The organism is Haloarcula sp. CBA1131, from assembly GCF_008728975.1.
Lineage (GTDB): Archaea > Halobacteriota > Halobacteria > Halobacteriales > Haloarculaceae > Haloarcula > Haloarcula hispanica.
On sequence record NZ_RPCY01000002.1, the window covers coordinates 263,370 to 282,552 of the forward strand.

Here is a 19,183-nt window from a genome sequence, read left to right on the forward strand (position 1 = left end):
CACTGTCGATGCCGAGAAACCGCGACCACCGCTTCCCTCAGTAGCGGAACTCGAACTGTGCCCCACCAGCAGTGCTCTCCGTCACACGGACGGTCCAGCCGTGCGCTTTGGCGATGTCCGCCACGATTGAAAGTCCGAAGCCAGTCCCTCCTTTGGTAGACGTCACGCCGTGTTCCAGTACTTCCTCACGCTTTGCCGGCGGAATCCCGTCGCCGTCGTCCGCGACGTAGAACCCGTCAGGGCTGTCTAGCTGCCCGACGGTTACGGTGACGGCGTCCCCACCATGCTCGATAGCGTTCCTGAAGAGGTTCTCGAACAGTTGCGTCAACCGGCCGGCGTCACCAGCCACTGTCGGGACCGCCTCAGCAACTGTCAGCGTTGCGTCAGCGGTGTCGACGTACCCCCACGCCTCCGTCGTCACGGTCTTGAGATCGATTTGTTTCGTATCCGTGATTGTGGTCTCACCGCGTGCCAGCGTCAGGAGGTCGTCGATCAACTGCTCCATGCGGTCGTGTGCCGCCTCGATCCGCTCTAGGTAACTGAGGTCGCCCGTCTCCTCGACGATGTCGAGAAACCCGATGGCGATGGACAGCGGGTTCCGGAGGTCGTGGGCGACGACACTGGCAAATTCGTCGAGCCGCTCGTTTTGCCGCTGCAGTTCGGTTTCCCGGCTTGCGCGTGTGAATGCCGCCTCGACAGTCGCACCCAGTATCTGGAACAGGTCCACGTCTGTATCAGAGAACGTCTGTTCCTGTGTCGTTCCGACGCCGATAAGCCCAAACTCGCCCAGAGGAACGAACAGGCCGCTCCTGAGTTGTGCGTCGGCCTTGCCGAGTGTTACTTCGGACTGGAGATCGTCGTATTTACGCAACTCCGACGCCTCGAACGCCTCCCACGCAAGCGCCTCTCCGGACTCCAGCCGCGGGAGCTCACCGAGCAGTTCTCTCGTGGCCGCACTCGCCGTCAGCGGGACGAGCTCGTCGGCTTGGTTGGCAGACTCCCAGATCCCGGTGAGCTCGAACCCGAGAATATCGACGGCAGCCTCGACAGCGATGTCGCCGATTTCGGCACTCGACTGTGCGCCGCTGAGCCGCTGCGCAGTCGCCTGCAGTGATCGGAGCTTCGACTCTAACTGCTTCTGGTCAGTGATATCCTCCAGAACGGCCAGTATGCTCGTTATTTCCCCATCCGGTGCAGTGATTGGGGCAACCGACAGAAGTAGATCCAGTACCTCACCACCTTTCGTTTCCCGCCGTATCTCCTTGCCGCGAATCGGCTCGCCGCTCAGTGCGCGCTGTCGGTGGGATTCGAATTCAGCCTGCTGCTCGTCCGGGACCATCGGATTGAACTCGCCGAGCACCTCCTCCCGAGACCAGCCGAACATGTTCTCGGCCCCGTCGTTCCAGCGGATGACGGTTCCGTCCGTGTCGATTTCCATGACGGTGAGTGGCGTCGCCTCGATGAGTGATTCGAGTCGCTGGTTCGTCGTTTCGAGTTCGCGTTCCCGCTTGACCTGTTCAGTTACGTTGCGGGCGATGCCGACGATCCGGACGATTTCGTCACCCAACATAACTGGCGCGAGGCTAGTGTCCCAGAACCGTGCGTCGGGAGCGATGTCCAACTCTTCCTGATACGAGATTGGCGCACGCTGTTCGACACAGCGAGTGTAGTTCGCTGCGAGCTCAGCACCACGCTCGGCACCGAATACTTCCCGTGGCGTCTGGCCACGAACTTCGTCGGTAGTGAGTCCGGTCTGTGACTCGTAGCCGGGACTGAGTCGAGCAAACTCGAACGCTAGCTCGTCACCGGCTGTATCGACATCTAGCATGAAGATGGCGTCACCGGAGGTGTCGAGCAGTGCCTCGTACTCCTCGGCGAGCTCTCGGTGTGCGCGCTCCTCGGCTTTTCGCTCGGTGATATCCTGAAATACGCCCCGAATCACTGGCTCGTCATCCTGCGGCTCGTCGACGCGTTCCCCCCACGCCCGAACATCGCGCACGTCACCGCCAGTCCGGACGATTCGGAGATCGAGATCGTACGGTTCTCGGTCCGCAATTGCCCGCTCGACGGCAGTCGTAATCGTCTCCCTGTCGTCAGGATGGTAGAACTCGATCGCGTCGTCGAGCACCGGGTCGTAATCGTCGTCAACACCGTGAATCCGGCGGACCCCGTCAGACCAGTCGAGGGCCCCGGTCGACGGGAAGTACTCCCAGACGCCGATGTCTGCGATGTCCTGCACGCGTTCGAACAGGAACTCCTGGCGCTGGAGGTCGGCGTGGTCCCGCCCCCGCGATATCTCGGCACTCACGAGCTCTGAGAGTAGTTTCACGAACGTTCGCTCTAGCGCTCCAAAGGAATCGACTCGCGTCGTCGGACTCGAAAAATTGACCGTCCCGTACCGGGTCCCGTCGACAACGAGTGGCACGCCGATGTACGACTCTAACTCGAACTCACGATATGCCGGGTGGGTTTCTCTCCCATCGGCAACTGCGTCTGCGAACGAACAGACCGAGTCTGTCCCGATAACTGCCTCGCAGTACGTCGATTCGAGATCGAACTGATCACCGGATTCGATTTCGGACTCCGGTGCGTGCACCGCCTTGACCGTGTAATCGTCGCCCTGAACGCGTGAGACGATTCCGATCTCGAGATCGAGCATTCGACACCCCAGCTCAAGCAGTTCCTGAAGCCGTGTCTCGGCCGAGACATCACTCTTTGCCATGACAGTCTGGAGTTCCCGGAGCGCGTCACGCTCGCGCTCCAACTGTCGCTTGACGTCGCTTTGTTCCGTGATGTCCCGAGCAACGACGAGCGCTTGATTGCTCTTGTTGCTCTGAAACGGTGTCACTCGAACATCAAACGTCCGTTTATCGCCCTCGGCCGTGATATCGAGTTGCAGGTCCGCGTCGTACAATCCCGTGACGCCTCCGTCGCCTTCTATGTCATTGAGCGTCGAACGGACCGCAGATGTAAACTGCTCTGTATCAGACGTAGAAATACGGTTGCCCACAACTGTCTCCAACTGCTGCCCTGCGATCTGCGTTGACTGGTCCCCGGCGATCAGCCGTTTCGAAGCCGCATTCGCGAATTCGATCGTCCCTTCATCGTCGAGGACGAACACGGCGTCGTGGATGTTTTCGAGGATCGTCTCACTGCGCTCCAGTTCCAGCTCTCGCTCCCGCTCGGCTGTAGTTTCGCGTGAAAAAATGGTGAGACCGTCATCGTCCGGGAACACTCGCACTTCGACCCAATAATCGAACGGCTCGCCAAGGTACTGTTCGAACGACACCGGTTCCCCGGTCTCCATCGCGGTTCGGTATTTGTCTTCGAGTTCCGTCCCAACTATCGAGGGGAATTCTTCCCAGATACTGGCACCGATGATATCGTCGGGATTGCGGTCGACACGTCTGGCCATCTTCTCGTTTATGTATTCGATACGCCACTCGTCGTTGACGGCGTAGATCCCGTCAGTTGCCCGTTCCAGCGTTCGCTGGAAGCGGTCGGACAGTCGTTCGGCGACCGCTTGTTTGCGAGCGGCCTCGACGAGCGTCTGTATGCGGCGCCCGAGCAACTCGAAACTGTTCTCGCCCGCATGGAGCGGAATGTAATCGGAGACGCCCGCCTGCGTTGCCTCGCTCGCGATTCGCTCGCTTCCCCGGCCAGTGAATAGTATTGTCGGTATTTCGTATTGTTCAGCTTGGAGCCGATCTAAGAGATCAATTCCCGTCCCGTCCGGCAGCGAGTACGACGTGACTACACAATCGACAGTCGAAGTTACAAGCAAGTCGAGCGCAGCCTCCACAGCCCCGACAGCTGTGACTTCAAAGCCCGATGAGATATTCACGAGTTTCGTCTCCGCCAACTCAGCAAAGTCACTATCGTCGTTTACATACAGAACGTGAATACAATCGGACGTCTCACCACCTGTATAAGTCATTATCACACCTACGCAGCGTGCTTTTAAGAATCGAGCGCACCAGTTCTTATCTGTGATATCCCGAGTACGATACAGCCGGCTTTCTGATGCAGATCCCAATCAGATTTTAGATGGCACAGATGCCACCTATTCGTTCATCGGGTACCACAAATCAGGCACCGCCGGTATCGGAGTATATATTCTGAGATTTGGGTCCGCAACTTTATGAACCGAAATTAGGTAGATCCGATATTGTGCCAGAGATGTCGAGTATTGCTGTGCTGCATGTCGATGACGAACCGGATTTTCTAGATGTAGCAACCGAAATACTCGAACAGCAATCCAGTAAACTCAATGTTATAACTGCAGCAAGTGCTACTGAAGCGCTCGACTGCCTTGCTACAACTCGCGTTGACTGTCTTATCAGCGACTACCGAATGCCCGGGAAAGACGGTATTGAACTCCTCAAAACCGTCCGTGAGGAGTACCCTGATCTCCCGTTTATTCTTTTTACCGGTGAGGGGAGCGAAGCGGTCGCTAGCGACGCCATCGCCGCCGGTGCAACCGATTATCTGCGGAAAGGGCACGGCATGGAACGATACGAACTCCTCGCAAACCGTGTCGAAAACGCCGTCGAACAATACCGCACCAATCAGCGCGCTGCTGAACTTGAACGGGTTCGCGACCTCGTAAGCAGTATCGACCAGGCGCTCATCCGGGCGAGTTCGCTCTCGGAGATCAAAACTCGTGTCTGTGAGATCATTAGCGACTCTGAGCCCTACCTGTTCGCATGGATCGGCGAGCAGGAGCCTGACACAGACCGAATCGAGCCACAGGCCTGGGCCGGCGTCGAGGACGAGTACCTCGATACTATCGTTGTCACTGCGGACGACTCCCCGACCGGACGAGGTCCCGCGGGCACGGCCGTTCGAGAACGACGTATTGCGACGTCACAGAATATTCAAGATGACCCGGCGTTCGAGGTCTGGCGAGAGGAGGCACTCGACCGCGGCTATCGAAGCACCGCTGCGGTTCCGCTGGAATACAATAGCACTCTGTACGGTCTCCTGTGCGTCTATTCGTCCCGTTCGTTTGCCTTTAGTGAGGACGAACAGGAGTTACTCGACGAACTCGGGGATAGCATCTCACACGCCATGCACTCGCTGAAGATCCGAGACGAACTGCGTGCAGAGCGGACATTTATCGATCAGGCGCTCGATTCGCTTGCCGACATATTCTACGTGCTCGATTCCGAAGGCAACGTCCAGCGCTGTAACGAACAATTCGAAAGGCTGGCCGGGTACGCCGACGAGGAGATCTCTGATCTCGACGCACTCAGTCTTTTTCCGGAAGAAGAACGAGAGGGAGTCTCCGAGGCGATTGAGGAGGCGCTCACAACGGGCCACTCGACCATCGAAGCGGAGTTCCTTACCGGAGCGGGGAAGCGTATTCCCCACGAGTTCACCGGTGACCGCTTGACTGATCAGGACGGTAACCTGATAGGGCTTGTCGGCACCGGTCGAAATATATCCGCACGGACAAAGCGTGAACGGGAACTGCAGGATCAAAAAGAACAGCTAGAGCAGTTTGCCGCTACTGTCAGCCACGACCTTCGGAACCCGCTAAACGTCATCCGAGGTCGGCTGGATCTCGTTCAGGAAACGCATTCGAGCGATCACCTTGCTGTGATCGAGACAGCGACTGAACGGATGGAACGCATTGTGGAGGACCTCCTCTGGCTAGCGCGGGAGCAACGGGAAATCGGGTCACTGGAACCTGTTGCGATCGAAGTCGCTGCCGAGGCGGCGTGGAAACTTGTATCTGATCCTGCAGATGAAGCCGAACTGCACTGCGATTGCGAGGCCGATACCCAGCCACTGATAAAAGCGGATACCGACCAATTCCGGCATCTGCTGGAAAACCTGTTCAGGAACACGATCGATCACGCTGGGCTGGATGTCACTGTCGTTGTCGGCGGTATCTTCGATGACACCAACGGATTCTACATCGAAGACGACGGCCCTGGAATCCCCGTCGAGGACCGCGAAAAGGTGTTTGAGGCTGGCTACTCGACTTCCGAATCGGGGACTGGTCTGGGCCTCAATATCGTCAAACGAGTCGCTGACGCACATGGCTGGGATATTCGCGTAACCGAGAGCTCGATGGGTGGGACACGATTTGAGATTACTGGCCTCGAAATCATCGAATGACTCACTGTTTCGCATCGGCACCGGTCTCCTTGCAGTTTGGAGTACCCGCCTCGACGAGATTTCTTGGCTCGGCCAGGGTGGGTACGATTCCTCATTTCTTTGCCATGCGATGCTGATACGAATCTACCCTTACCTTACACAGGAACATATGTGGGCCTCTTTGCTCGCTAATGAACCTCAAGAAGCTGATGAGACAGTTGCTGGGGTATCGACACCATCGGCCAATGACCCGTGTCCAGTTCACCGAGTTGCCACTCCCGTTGCTCACACAACTGCCGAATCATATCGAGGGTGGAGCCGTCCATCCCGCTCTGGGTACAAAGTATATAGCTGGTGGGTAACGATACGTCGGGGGTACCGACGTTCACTTGCTGTCTGAACGTATCCAGTGGATGCGGGACGGCTTTTTCTCGCATCCACTCTGTGTCCTCGTCCGAGATACCCACCCAGCCCGAATGGTCATCTGGGAGAGGCCAGCCGCCAGCATGATCTTCGGCCGCTGCCTCCATCGTTTTCCACTCGTCCAGTGGATAGAATTCAGCTGCTGAAACCGGATCGTCGTTCATTGGAATCAGCGCATCCAAGTAGACCATGTGTTTGAGCCGCTCGGGAACTCGCTCTGCCACTCCCGTCACAACAAGGCCCGCATAGCTATGCCCGAGGAGGACAACATCTGTGAGGTCGTTGTATTCGAGGACATTTACAATGTCCGTAATATGTGTTTCTAAGTCGACCTCACAGTGTGAAAGGTGTTCTCGCTCACCAAGGCCAGTGAGTGTCGGTGTATATACTTCGTGTCCCTCCTCACGGAGCAGTGGGTGAAGGTACTTCCAGCACCATCCACCGAGCCATGCTCCGGGGACGAGAACGAACTGTTGTTCCATGTCTCTCGGTAGGATTGCAGAGGTGATATAGTCCGTTGTAGCAAAGCGGAATGATCCGGAGCTTAGCTGATACTGTCGATTGTAACTATTTCAAGATATTCGCCACCCCGAGGTGGCGAAATGCTTCACAGACTTACAGCCGACAGTACGAATGCCAGCCCGACTAGCAGTGGGTTACCTGTCGGGTCCGATCTGTACTTGACCCCACGACACATGGGCAGTGGGTAGTTTCCGTCGTGTGATCTCCGCTAACACGGCCAGTGCCGTGGTCCTCCGCAACGCTACAGCCAACAACCGGCGGTCGCTTCGGTGATTGTAACGGCTCCTCCCTGGCTGTGTGGGAGTATCGTCCACCTCTCGATGCCGCGATTGCGGAAGCTCAGTCATCGCAGAGCTAATGAAATGGGATAAAACGTCACAACGATTTTTCATACCAAGTCCGTTCCATTCGATAGGGTTCTGGTCCCCGCATCCGCTCCCCCATTGAATCCGATCACGTTCGTCAAACGGTCCGGGTCCAGAACCCGTCGTCGTGGTTGACGACTCCAAATGGTGCCGTTGCACGCCACTCCCCCCGGCTGCCCACCATTCCTTTGCTGCTGGAACGCAGATGTGTCTCGCGCGTGGTTGAATAGTTAGTGAAAAATGAGTGGCTTGCGATAAAAACCAACAGACGGCGTGGGGATTTCACAAACGTTTTATATACACTCGTATCGGTGCTAGGTGGGTTCTGGGCCCTGTCCAATCGCGTTGGATTCGCCCACACGATTGCTTCGGGCTGGAATCCGTCGTCGAAATCGACGACTTCCGATGGTACGTTGCACCCCATTTCTCCCACCCCCATAGCAACGTACCATTCTTTCGTGTGATTGACTGAGTTGTGCGTCCCGTTGACGACTGTATTCCGTGGAATTTCCACTATGTTAGGAGTTACCACAAAAAATATGCCGAACGGCGCATTACATCGACATGGGTTCTGATCCCCGTTTTGGGCCTTTCCTACTTTGAGCCACTCGCCCCACCCCACGGGTCCAGAACCCACCGTGCCTCTGACTGCAGTGGGTGGCACACAAGGTGCCCATTGCCACCCGCCGTCCGCTTTCCCGCAGGAGCCCAAAACCTGTTTGGCCGTACTTGCTTACGAAAGCGTGAAACTGCTGTCTCTGTCGTGGCCGCTACCGATGGTAAGTAACTTCTCGCAGAAGCGTGTGCCGCGTCAGTCAGCGCACCGTTTCAGCACCGCTGAGCAGGTGGTGACAGCTTCAACAGGAACGTCCCGCTCGTCAGTTGCGTACCTCGATCACTGTTTTTGAGCACCGACGGCAACGGTACAACACGTTACTCCGTCACTGTGAGTCGGCACCTCAGCTCGATTCGGCGAGGATGTCGGCGAGTTCATCGCGGTCAAACAGCTGTTCGTCCTCGGGAATGGCCGGGAGCTCGCCAGCGGTGATCTCGCCCGGCCACTCCCCGAACTCGTCGGGATAGAGCTGTTTTCCAAGCATCTCCGTCTGGAAGAGATTGATGATCGGGCCCTGATAGGCTGACCCGCCGACGTACAGTTCGTCCTCCTGAACGGCGGTGAGTTCCTGCCCCAGCGAGCTATCACGCATCCCCTCGACCGTCTTTCTCAGCGCATCCTCGCCGTTCCAGTCGCGGTAATTGACGCCGAAGTGGAACACCAGCACGTCGGGATCGATGTCGAGTAGCGCCTCGTAGTCGACCTGAATCCCGGACTGGCCACCGTACTCGCCCTCGAACGCGTCGACAACGCCGAGATCTCTGTACTGTTTTTTCCCGTACGCCTTGTCGATCTCGGTTCTGGGGTTGTAGGCACGGAAGAACCCCTCGTTGTCGGGGTTTATCTGTGCGTTGAGCAATCCGACGCTCGGACGGTCGGACTCCGGTGGAACCCGGGACCGCATTTCCTGTAGCGCCTGCTCGTAGAGAGTGTTGATAGCAGCGGCTGTCTCGGGCTTTCCGAGCAGTGCCCCGTACCTGCTGACGAATTCGGGGATATCGTAGTAGGGATAGGACTCACCACTGGGCCATGTGGGCCAGTCGTCGCCGCGCTTGCGGCGGCTGGCGTTCCCAAAGAACGGCCCAATCGAATCGGTAATTTCGGAGATATCGCCCTCGTCAGCACCGTAGTACGAAATGAACCGGTTCGGGTCAGTAGCGAACAGGTCCGGGTCGAGTTCGTAGAGCATCTCCGTTCGGAGCGACCAGTCGTCTGTCCGGACCAACTCCAGTGACTCGGGGTCGGGCACGTCTACGCCGGGAAGCTGGTCGTAAAACCCGGTAAACCAGAACTGGTTGCCTTCGGCGGCGATGAGTTTGTCGGCCTCCCCCAGTGCAGTCAGGATGTCCTCCTCGAATCCCCACCCGCCGACGATAGTCTCCGGGTTCGACTCGAGTCTGAGTTCGCCGACCGGTGCCATCGTCCCTGAAAAAGACCGGTCGGGTCCTGCCTTGGTTTCCCCTGACTCGGTGGCCTCACTCGAAGCCCCAGAACAACCCGCGAGCGAGCCAGCGGTCAGCAGCGTGGTCCCGTACTTTACGCACTCCCTCCGTGTCGACCACGTTTCGTCCGGATCTGTCTTCGCCATGGATTTTAGCCCAGCCTAAAGTAACAAATAACCTTCGATTTTTAGCCCAGCCTAAAAATAATGGCAACCCAGCCACGCGGAACGAGTCGTGGCCGCGCACGTGCAGGGCATCTACAATCCGAGATGCTTTTGTGCTAGGAGGGGCTCCGTTAGCGGGGTATGAACGACTTACGTACTGGGTTGAGTTACGGCGACGTTCTTCTCGTCCCGAAACGATCACCGGTCGACAGTCGGAGCGACATCGACCTCTCGACGCCGCTTACTCCCGCTGTTGAGCTAGACACGCCGCTCGTCTCCGCCGCGATGGACACCGTCACGGAGGCAGAACTGGCAACCGAGCTTGCGCGCTCAGGTGGGTTCGGGGTGCTGCACCGGTTCCTTACGCCCGAAGAACAGGCCGAGCAAGTAAAGCAGGTGAAAGCAGCGGACGAACAGGTCGGTGCGGCCGTCGGCATCAACGAAGATTACGTCGCACGGAGCGCTTCCGTGATTGCGGCCGGTGTCGATGCGCTCGTCGTCGACGTGGCCCACGGACACCTGGACCGGACGCTCAATGCCGTCGAAACCCTCGCCGACGAATTCCCCGACACCGACATCATCGCCGGCAACGTCGCGACGCCCGCAGGTGTCGAAGACCTCGCCGCCGCCGGGGCCGACTGTGTCAAAGTCGGTATCGGGCCGGGGTCGCACTGCACCACCCGGAAAGTGGCGGGTGCCGGCGTCCCCCAGTTGACCGCTGTCGATGACTGTGCTACAGCCGCCGAGGATCTGGACGTCACTATCTGCGCGGATGGCGGCATTCGCACGTCCGGTGATGCGGTGAAAGCCCTGATGGCTGGGGCAGACACCGTGATGCTCGGGAGCCTCTTTGCCGGTACGGAGGAGGCCCCCGGTGCAGTCGTCGAAGTCGATGGCACGCGGTACAAGCGATCACGAGGGATGGCGACCACCGCCGCGGCCGAGGACCGTGATGACAAACAGAACAACGTCAGCGCCGACGAAGGAGTCGAAGCACTGACCCCGTACAAAGGCTCTGTGGCTGCCGTGGCCGAGGAGTTCTGTGCCGGCATCCGTTCCGGGCTCTCCTACTGTGGCGGGCACACCATCGCTGCGGCCCGCGACAAGGCGGAGTTCATCCGTGTCGCCCAGAGCGCGAAAGAACGCGAGGGGTTCCACACGGACCACGACTGGGAAGGCGTCAACGTGGAGAGTGAAGCCACACAGGTCCGCGACGCCGGCACCGAAGCAACTGTCGACAGTGACGACTGAACTGATAGCAACGACTGGACAGGCTAGCTGCCTATCGAGGGCATCAAAAAGAGACGGTAAATCACTCCGTATCGCGTTCGAGTGTCGCCCGTCGCTGTTCGTATTCCTCGTCAGTCAGCTCTCCGCGGGCGTAGGCGAGCTTGAGTTCTTCGAACGCTTGGTCCGAGTCATTCTCACTGCCGACTACGGCCCTGTAAACGAGGTAACCACCGCCGATAATGGCGGCTAGGAACAGGAGTCGCATCACGATTCCGACGACGAACATCCAGCCCGGCATCGTTCCGCCGCCCCACATTCCACTGCCCCACATACCGCCCATCATCGGCCCGAACCCCATCATCCCGAAGCCCATGAAGACCATCGGAACGATGACGAAGGCACCAATGATGAGGAGCAGGATCGTGACCAGCCGTGTGTCGTCCGTAGTTTCAGGCATATATGTTCACTCCGTGGGTCCGCCTCTACTGTTACGTACGTGGTCATAGTTCAATGCGGTTGCGCCTTAGATTCATGTGAATCGAACCCCTATATTTTTGTTTCCACAGCTGAAGCCGGCTATAGGGCACGATATCTTAAGGGAAACTGCAAAAGACGACCCCTACGATAGTACCGTTATGCAGGCCACGATGATCGACGGGGTGGTTGAAGCCCTCCGTATCGGTGTCGGATTCCTCTGGACAGCCGCGTGGGCGATCATCATGGGCCTCACGATTACGAGTCTCGTTCAGGTCTACGTCTCGAAAGAGCGAATGGCAGACGTGCTGGGCGACGGTGATCTGACCGGCCTCACCAAAGCGACCGCGTTCGGGGCAGCGAGCAGTGGGTGCAGTTTCGGGGCCGTCGCCATCGGGAAGGGGTTGTTCAAGAAAGGTGCTCACGCGGTGAACTTCCTGGCGTTCATGTTCGCGTCGACGAACCTCATCGTCGAACTCGGGTTGATGATACTGATTCTGCTGGGCTGGGAGTTCCTCGTCGCCGAACTCCTCGGCGGCCTCATCCTCATCGCTGTCATGGCCGTCATCGTCCACTTCACACTCCCCGAGACCCTGTTCGACGAAGTGCGTACGACGCTCAACGAGCGTGACCGAGCGTCGGGCGCAACTGAGGACCCCACATGCGGGATGGAGGGCACAGACGAGTACACACTCACGACCGACGGCGGGGAGACGCTGCAGTTCTGCTCGGAGGGCTGTATGGAGACCTACCTGCAGACGACGTCCAGTCGCGGCGGGTGGCGCGAGGAGTTGCTGTCCTGGGGCGGCTGGTACAAGATCGGGAACCAGTACCGCAAGGAGTGGTCGATGATCTGGAAGGACGTCATCGCGGGCTTTCTCGTCTCCGGGTTCGTCATCGTCTTCGTCCCGCAGTGGGTGTGGAACACGCTGTTCGTCCAGGGTGATGGCCTGCTCGTAACCGCCGAGAACGCGATCATGGGCGTCGCCATCGCCGTCGTCAGCTTCGTCGGCAGTATGGGTAACGTCCCCTTCGCCGTCGCACTCTGGGGCGGCGGCATCAGCTTCGCCGGCGTCATCGCGTTCGTCTACGCCGACCTCATCACGATCCCCGTGTTGAACGTCTACCGGAAGTACTACGGCTGGAAGGTCATGCTGTACATCCTTTGTGTCTTCTTCGTGACGATGGCGTTCACCGGCTTCCTCATGGAACTGCTGTTCGACGCCTTCGGCATCGTCCCGGATCTGGCCGGCGGGGAGACGGCGACCGAGCAGACGTACTTCCAGCTCAACTACACGTTCTACCTTAACCTCATCGCCTTCGCGCTCTCTGGGTTTCTCCTGTACGTGTACCGCCGCGGCCTCGGTGCGCCCGGGCAGTACCGCGACCCGGTGTGTGGGATGCGGACCGACGAGGCGGGATCGAGCGCGTCCCACGAGGGGACGACGTATTATTTCTGCTCACAGACCTGCAGAGACGCCTTCGATTCGAACCCGGGCGCGTACGCCACCGGACACCCGATGGTGATGGAGGGACACGACCACTGACGGCTGTTTCGTCACAGCCGCCAACACCTGCTTCGGCGACGGCCAGTGTGTACACAGCAGTACCTTTAGACAGAAGTTGCGAGGCCTGGCTGTGTGGCGGATTTGAATTGCTGTCTTTAGGACCGCGACTACCCAGATTTAACCGTATTGTTGACCGTGTTACTCGTCGCCCCCGTCAGCTGCGGGGAGGTCGTCGTCTGTCTCCCCAGCACTCTGCAACAGGAGATCCGTACCGGCTGCGGCGACCATACCAACGCCAACCGCGCGCAACTGCCGGCGATACGCTGGCTTCACCTGCAACTCGGACGCATTGTCGAAGTTCTTCCCGATCATGGCTTTGATAAATTTGACACTTATCTGCGGGAAGAGCGCAGTCACGACGCCTTGGAGAAGTACGACTGCTGCACTGAGTTTGCGGCTGTTTCGACTATCTAACATACGTTTACCTACGCGTCGGACAGGAATTACTATTGCGACTAATCCACTGCATTGAGAAACGTAGAAACTGTTTTATTGGTGACTAGAGCGCGTCGACTACGCTCCGCAAGCCGCTTGAATTGGCCACCTGTACGAGCAGTCTCTCACTGGTGCCACTACCCTGCCTTTCGCACTGTCACCGCCGAGTGCTTGTACTCGGGAATCTCGGCGACGGGGTCGAGAGCATCGCCGGTCAGGGCGTTTGCGAGCGGGTCCAGATAGTGGAACGTACAGAACACGACCCCGGGCCGGATGGCCGCCGTCACAGCCGCCGACACTGTCACGCTGCCCCGGCCGTTCTCGACGACGACAGTATCGCCGTCCTCGATACCGCGAGCGGCAGCGTCGTCCGGATGGATTTCGAGCACGTCCTCTCCGCGCATTCGCATAAGTGTCTCCGACCGGCGGGTGAGCGCGCCGCTGTTGAAGTGCTGGAGCGCACGCCCCGTCGTGAGAACGAGTTGCTCCTCGGCGACGGCATCGGCCGGCGGTGTCGGCGAGACCGGAAGCAGCGGTGCCGTCTGCTCGCCAGAGGCGAACGTCTCCGCATGGAGAACGTCGGTGCCGGAATCGGCGTCCGCCGGGAACGGCCACCGCTGGTAGCTGTCTCCGATGCCGTCGTAACTCATGCCGGCGTACAGCGGATTGACCCGCGTTAGCTCCTCGAACACCGCTTCCGGGCCGTCGTAGTCGAACGCATCCGACTGGCCGACCAGCCGCCGGCCGAGGTCCGTGAGGATATCGAGGTCACGGCGGGCGTTCCCGGGCAGGTCAGCGTTCGGTCGCATCCGCATCACTCGCCGGTCCGTGTTAGTCACGGTCCCCGCTTTCTCCGCCCAACTGCTCCCCGGAAGCACGACGTCTGCGTGGTCGACGGTCGCCGTTTCGAAGAGGTCTATGACGACGCAGAAATCGAGTTCACCGAAGCCGGCCCTGACAGAACTGGCGTTCGGTTCCGTGACGGCTGGGTTCTCGCCGAACACGACCGCAGCCTTGACGGCGTCACCGAACTGGTGTGTCGCAGTGGTCTCCGTCAGGCCGGGTTCGTTCGGCGGCTCGACGCCCCATTCGTCGGCGAGCCGCTGTCGTGCATCCGCATCAGTAACGGGCTCGTATCCGGGGAGCACGTTGGGAAGCGCGCCGACGTCGCCGGCTCCCTGGACGTTGTTCTGGCCGCGGAGCGGGTTCACGCCGGTGCCCGGACGTCCGACGTTGCCGGTCAGCAGCGCGAGATTCAACAGCGCGTGCACGTTGTCGGTCCCGGACGTGTGCTGGCTCATCCCCATCCCGGTGACAATCGCCGCCCTGTCGGCTTCGGCGTACGCTCTGGCGGCTTCCCGGACGGTTTCCGGGGCAACACCGGCTGCGTCGGCACCCGATTCGATGTCGGCGTCGTCGAGATGTGCTGTCAGATCTGTATAGCTGGTCGTTCGATCCTCGATGAACGACTCGTCGACGAGTCCCTCCTCAACGACGACTTTCGCCATCGAATTGAGGAGCTGGATGTCGTATCCGGGACGGACATCGAGGTGGATGTCGGCGGCATCGGTCGTGTCCGTCTCGCGCGGGTCGATATGAATGAGCGTAGCTCCGTTGCGAATCGCCGGCAGAAAGTACGAACGGAAAATGACAGGGTGCTGTTCGGCCGGATTCGCGCCGGTGACGAGCAGACAGTCGGTTTCTGCGAGATCATCGAGCGTGTTCGTCATCGCCCCGGCACCGAGGCGCCCGCTCATCGCGGCGACCGTCGACGAATGACAGAGGCGAGCACAGTTGTCGACGTTGTTGGTGCCGAGCATCCGCGCAATCTTTTGAAAGACGTAGTTCTCCTCGTTCGTGCAGTTCGACGAGGCGAAGAATTCGACTGCGTCTGGCCCGTGCTGGTCGATGATTTCCCCGAGTCGGTTGGCCACGCGAGATAGGGCGGTTTCCCAGGGAGCAGTGACGAAGTGACCGCTCTCACGGACCAGTGGCTCGGTCAGTCGGTCCTCGTGTTCGACTACGTCGAACGCGGCTCCGCCCTTGGGACAGATCTCTCCTTTCGTGTTCACTGGCCCCGCTGTGCCGGTCGCCTTCCCGTTGCCCGCGTATTCTATCGTACAGCCGACGCCACAGTACGGACAGACTGTCTGCTCGGCCCGGGGGTTTTGATCCTGACTGTCACTCATTACTCTTTCGAACAAACGGAACGCAGATACAAGTAGCCGACCGGTAAAACCTGTGCGAGTTTATTAGTGTGTCAATAACTTCACTTTTGGAACAGTGCCAGACCTGTTTTCGGGCTGTCGCGGCTGACCGTGCTTGCGGGTGCGCCGCCAGTTTCGAGAGCCACACCACATACTGTAATGGGATGTCGATCGTAGTATCAGTAGATGCGACCAGCCCTGACGACTGTGCAAATCTTCGCGCTACTCGCGGTAGTTCTCAGTACACTGGTTTTCGCTGCGTCGTTTGCCGTCGACACCACCAGCGCCCGCCCCGAACCGGTGGCGTTCGACAACACCGTGCAACGCGGTGTTACGGCGGCCGACGAACAGATTGCCCGGAATCGGAGTATCAGCGTCCCGCGCGCGCAAGTCTTCTACTCGCAGTACCGCTACGTCGTCGGCTACGTCGGCCTCAGTCAGGCTGTGACAGCGCTCACGGAGCCGGGACACGAGCAGCAGTTCGGGTATCCACTCGTGGTGTACGTTTCCGACTACAGTGACCGGCCGGTCAGGTGTGGCGATGACGGCTCTCTCCGGACCGCCACACCGCCGGACTGGGTCGAGGCCAATCAGGCCCACTACGTCGTCGACGGGCCAGCGAGGGTGCCGTCCGGTCCGGCGGTGGTTCCCTTCGCCGACCGGGACGACGCTGCGGCGTTCGCGGAGACGTGCGGCGGACGAATTATCGACTGGGAGACGCTCAAGACTCGTTCGTTCGACCTCAAGCAAGCGGCGGCGGTCCGAAAGCAGGTCGGCCCGCGCCGAAGCAATGCCGATGCCACTGTGCAGGCGGCGCGAGAACGCCGAAACCGGCCTGTCTCGGTCGAAGTTGGAACTGACGCTCCGACGGTTCAGGCGGCCGTCGATGCGGCCCCGCCGAACACGACGGTCGTCGTCCCGGCAGGGACCTACGACGAGCAGGTGACGATAGACAAGCCACTCACCCTCAGCGGCCCCGGAGCGACGCTCGACGGGGGTGGGAGCGGCACCGTCGTGACCGTGACTGCCGACCGGGTCGGTGTCACCGGGTTCGACATCGTCGGTGTCGGAAACACGACGGTCGGTGATCCGACGAACGCCAGCGATAGCGCCTGGGACGCAACCGTGACGACCGCCTACGGCAACAGCGACGCCGCCGTTACCGGTCGCAACGCGTCCGGACTGTACGTCGCGAACCTCAGCGCCGAGACGCCCGCAAGCGGCGTCGTTCTGCGGCGGACACCCGGTGCGGTTGTCGAGAATGTCACGGTCAACGGGACGGCAGACTGGCAAGACGGGTTCATGGGCGTTATCGGGATGCACGGCCCGATTGTCGTGCAGGACTCGGTGTTCAACGGCGGGCGTGACGGCGTCTACCTCCACCGGGCCGACGGGACCGCTGTCCGGAACAACACGTTCAGGGACAATCGCTTCGGCGTCCACCTGATGTACACCTCCCGGTCGCTCGTTGCGGACAACGTCGCCCGGGGACAGGAGTACGCTGGCGTCGTCGTCATGACGAACCCTGTGGCCAACGCCATCGTCGGCAACGACGTGCGCCACTCCGGCAGTGGCGTCATGTTAGCTGGGTCCCGGAGCTATATCGCGCACAACGTGGTAGTCGACACCGACCAGGCGATGTCGACAAACGCCGACCGGTCCCTGTACGAGCACAACGTGCTCTACGGGAACGACATCGGCGTGCGAGCATCGACGGTCGTCCCGTCGAACATCGTCACCGAGAACGATTTCATCGCCAACGACCGCCACGCCGTCTCGGGACCGGGGCCGCTGCGCGTGTACACGCACGACGGCAGGGGGAACTACTGGAGCGGCGCGTACGATCTCACTGGCGGGACTGGCCCGGTGTTGGCCCAGTCCTACTCGCCCACCGATTCTGTCGACCGCCGTCTCCACCAGACCGACGCTGCGGTCGTCCTCAGGGCGGCACCGAGTGTCCGGGGGCTCCGGGCGCTCCGCGGCACCACGCCCGGCTTTCGCCGGGGAAGCATCGTCGACAGGGCACCCCTGACAGACCCTGCTAACCCCGGGGCCGTCAGGCATCTTCGAAACGAGACCTCGATGGAGGAGGCAGCATGACCGGGGAGACGTACCTCACGGCGGACGAGGTCACGAAGAAGTACGGCGATGTCACAGCCGTCTCGGAGGTGTCACTCGACGTGCCGTCCGACGCCGTGACTGGGTTCATCGGCCCGAACGGGTCCGGGAAATCGACGCTCCTGCGCGTGCTTCTGGGCGTCGAGCGACCGACCAGCGGCACCGTCTCGTACAGCGGGCCGGAGGCCGAACGACAGTTGGGCTACCTGCCCCAGCGGCCGACCTTCCGGCCGGGCTTTAGCGTCCGGGAGACCGCCGCGTTCTACGCGGACCTCGTCGACGACGACCCGGACCGGCTCCTGGAACGTGTCGGCCTCGAAGAAGTGGCCGGCCGTCCCGTGTCCGGGCTCTCCGGGGGGATGACGCGCCTCCTGGGAATCGCACAGGCACTGGCCGGTGACCCACCCATCGTGATGCTCGACGAACCGGCAAGCGGTCTCGACCCGGCAATGAGCCGACTGATATTCGACATCATCGAGTCGATTGCCGACGCCGGTCGTGCCGTGGTTCTTTGCTCGCACGAACTGCCGCTCGTCGAGGAGACAGCTGATCGACTGGTAGTGCTCGAATCCGGCCGCCTCGTGCGGACCGGGTCGGTTGACTCTCTGCGAGAACAGACCGGCGGGCCGCTCCACGAGACGTTCACAGCGCTTCTGGAACAGGACCGAGCCACTATCGCTGCACCGGAGGGAGAGCAGGCATGACGGAGGGCAACCGGTTCTGGACCGTTTTCGTGCGGGAAGTCCGCAGTGCGGTCAGGACACGCACCTATCTTGCGCTCGGGCTGGTCACGGGGATTGTCCTGTTCGGGCTCGCTCATGCCGGTGGCGGCCCCGCCGGCGGCTACGTTCCCACCGTCGTTGATACACTCGTTGCCGTCGAAGTCCTCGTACCGACGCTTGCCTTCGCTGTCGGCTATCGCGCCATCGCCGACCCCGCCGTCCGGGGAGAACTCGACATACTTGACACCTACCCGCTTTCGACGTGGTCGTACGTCGGCGGGGTGTACGCGGGCCGTGCCCTGCTGTTGATCACTATTGTTGTCGTCCCGTTGCTGGCGCTGGGCATCAACGTAGCGACGACTGCAGGACCGGAGACGACGGTGTTTGCGAGCCACCGCGGTGTCGATTCCCCGTTCCTGTTCATCCGATTCATCGCACTGACGGTCCTGTACGCGCTCACGTCCTTGACTATCGCGTTCCTGTTGTCGGCGCTCGCCCGAAGCCGGGGCCGAGCACTCGTGCTCGCACTCGCCGGGCTGCTTGTCCTCACCGTCGGCAGTGACCTCGCGGTGTTTGCAGCGCTCGACACCGGCGTCACGACGGGCACACTCGGCGGCGCGCTCTCCATGACTCCGGCGGGTGCGTATCGCGGACTCGTGTTCGATCAGGTCCTGTACGTCGCTGTTCCGGGCCGGTCAGCGTTCGTCCCGACGTGGGTCGCCGCCCTCTCGCTCCTATTCTGGTGGGGACTCACGTTCGTGGGGGCGATGCTTGCGACGGATGCGGCCTGAT

At 60.3% G+C, this 19,183-nt stretch carries 12 protein-coding genes; 6 read left to right on the forward strand and 6 right to left on the reverse strand.

What is annotated here, in order from left to right:
* Positions 1 to 37 precede the first annotated feature (37 nt).
* Positions 38 to 3,937, reverse strand: a complete 3,900-nt coding sequence (locus Har1131_RS16550) for a PAS domain-containing protein (RefSeq protein WP_151147536.1) — start codon at positions 3,935 to 3,937, stop codon at positions 38 to 40.
* 242 nt (positions 3,938 to 4,179) lie between these two features.
* On the opposite strand from Har1131_RS16550, the gene Har1131_RS16555 reads away from it, so the two are divergent.
* Positions 4,180 to 6,126, forward strand: coding sequence for a response regulator (locus Har1131_RS16555; protein WP_050038458.1), 1,947 nt, complete (start codon positions 4,180 to 4,182; stop codon positions 6,124 to 6,126).
* Positions 6,127 to 6,293: 167 nt separating this feature from the next.
* Here the strand turns inward: Har1131_RS16555 and Har1131_RS16560 are convergent, their stop codons facing one another.
* Positions 6,294 to 7,010 (reverse strand): alpha/beta fold hydrolase, encoded by a 717-nt coding sequence (locus Har1131_RS16560; protein WP_014031032.1) that lies wholly within the window; start codon positions 7,008 to 7,010, stop codon positions 6,294 to 6,296.
* A 1,364-nt stretch (positions 7,011 to 8,374) separates the two neighbouring features.
* Positions 8,375 to 9,619: an ABC transporter substrate-binding protein gene (locus Har1131_RS16565; RefSeq protein ID WP_014031033.1), complete on the reverse strand. Its 1,245-nt coding sequence runs from the start codon at positions 9,617 to 9,619 to the stop codon at positions 8,375 to 8,377.
* 159 nt (positions 9,620 to 9,778) lie between these two features.
* Here Har1131_RS16565 and Har1131_RS16570 point away from each other — a divergent pair, with 159 nt between their 5' ends.
* A complete protein-coding gene (locus Har1131_RS16570; RefSeq protein WP_151104206.1) occupies positions 9,779 to 10,888 on the forward strand; it encodes a guanosine monophosphate reductase in 1,110 nt (369 codons plus the stop codon).
* A gap of 61 nt (positions 10,889 to 10,949) precedes the next feature.
* Here the strand turns inward: Har1131_RS16570 and Har1131_RS16575 are convergent, their stop codons facing one another.
* Positions 10,950 to 11,324 (reverse strand): SHOCT domain-containing protein, encoded by a 375-nt coding sequence (locus Har1131_RS16575; RefSeq protein WP_007188436.1) that lies wholly within the window; start codon positions 11,322 to 11,324, stop codon positions 10,950 to 10,952.
* Between the two features lie 178 nt (positions 11,325 to 11,502).
* Here Har1131_RS16575 and Har1131_RS16580 point away from each other — a divergent pair, with 178 nt between their 5' ends.
* Positions 11,503 to 12,888: a permease gene (locus Har1131_RS16580; protein ID WP_050038375.1), complete on the forward strand. Its 1,386-nt coding sequence runs from the start codon at positions 11,503 to 11,505 to the stop codon at positions 12,886 to 12,888.
* A gap of 159 nt (positions 12,889 to 13,047) precedes the next feature.
* On the opposite strand, the gene Har1131_RS16585 is transcribed toward Har1131_RS16580, so the two are convergent.
* Positions 13,048 to 13,326 carry a hypothetical protein gene (locus Har1131_RS16585; RefSeq protein WP_007188438.1) on the reverse strand — a complete coding sequence of 93 codons (279 nt, stop codon included), beginning with the start codon at positions 13,324 to 13,326 and terminating at the stop codon, positions 13,048 to 13,050.
* Between the two features lie 155 nt (positions 13,327 to 13,481).
* Positions 13,482 to 15,533 (reverse strand): formate dehydrogenase subunit alpha, encoded by a 2,052-nt coding sequence (fdhF, locus tag Har1131_RS16590; RefSeq protein WP_151104205.1) that lies wholly within the window; start codon positions 15,531 to 15,533, stop codon positions 13,482 to 13,484.
* A gap of 204 nt (positions 15,534 to 15,737) precedes the next feature.
* On the opposite strand from fdhF, the gene Har1131_RS16595 reads away from it, so the two are divergent.
* The 3 genes from Har1131_RS16595 to Har1131_RS16605 are packed head-to-tail and all read left to right on the forward strand — an operon-like array spanning position 15,738 to position 19,182.
* Positions 15,738 to 17,651 (forward strand): NosD domain-containing protein, encoded by a 1,914-nt coding sequence (locus Har1131_RS16595; RefSeq protein ID WP_064289073.1) that lies wholly within the window; start codon positions 15,738 to 15,740, stop codon positions 17,649 to 17,651.
* On the forward strand, positions 17,648 to 18,373 hold the full coding sequence (locus Har1131_RS16600; RefSeq protein ID WP_050038371.1) for an ABC transporter ATP-binding protein: 726 nt from the start codon (positions 17,648 to 17,650) through the stop codon (positions 18,371 to 18,373). The genes Har1131_RS16595 and Har1131_RS16600 overlap by 4 nt, the downstream gene beginning before the upstream one ends.
* Entirely contained in the window at positions 18,370 to 19,182 is an 813-nt protein-coding gene (locus Har1131_RS16605; protein WP_050038370.1) for an ABC transporter permease, read from the forward strand. The genes Har1131_RS16600 and Har1131_RS16605 overlap by 4 nt, the downstream gene beginning before the upstream one ends.
* Position 19,183: the final 1 nt, after the last annotated feature.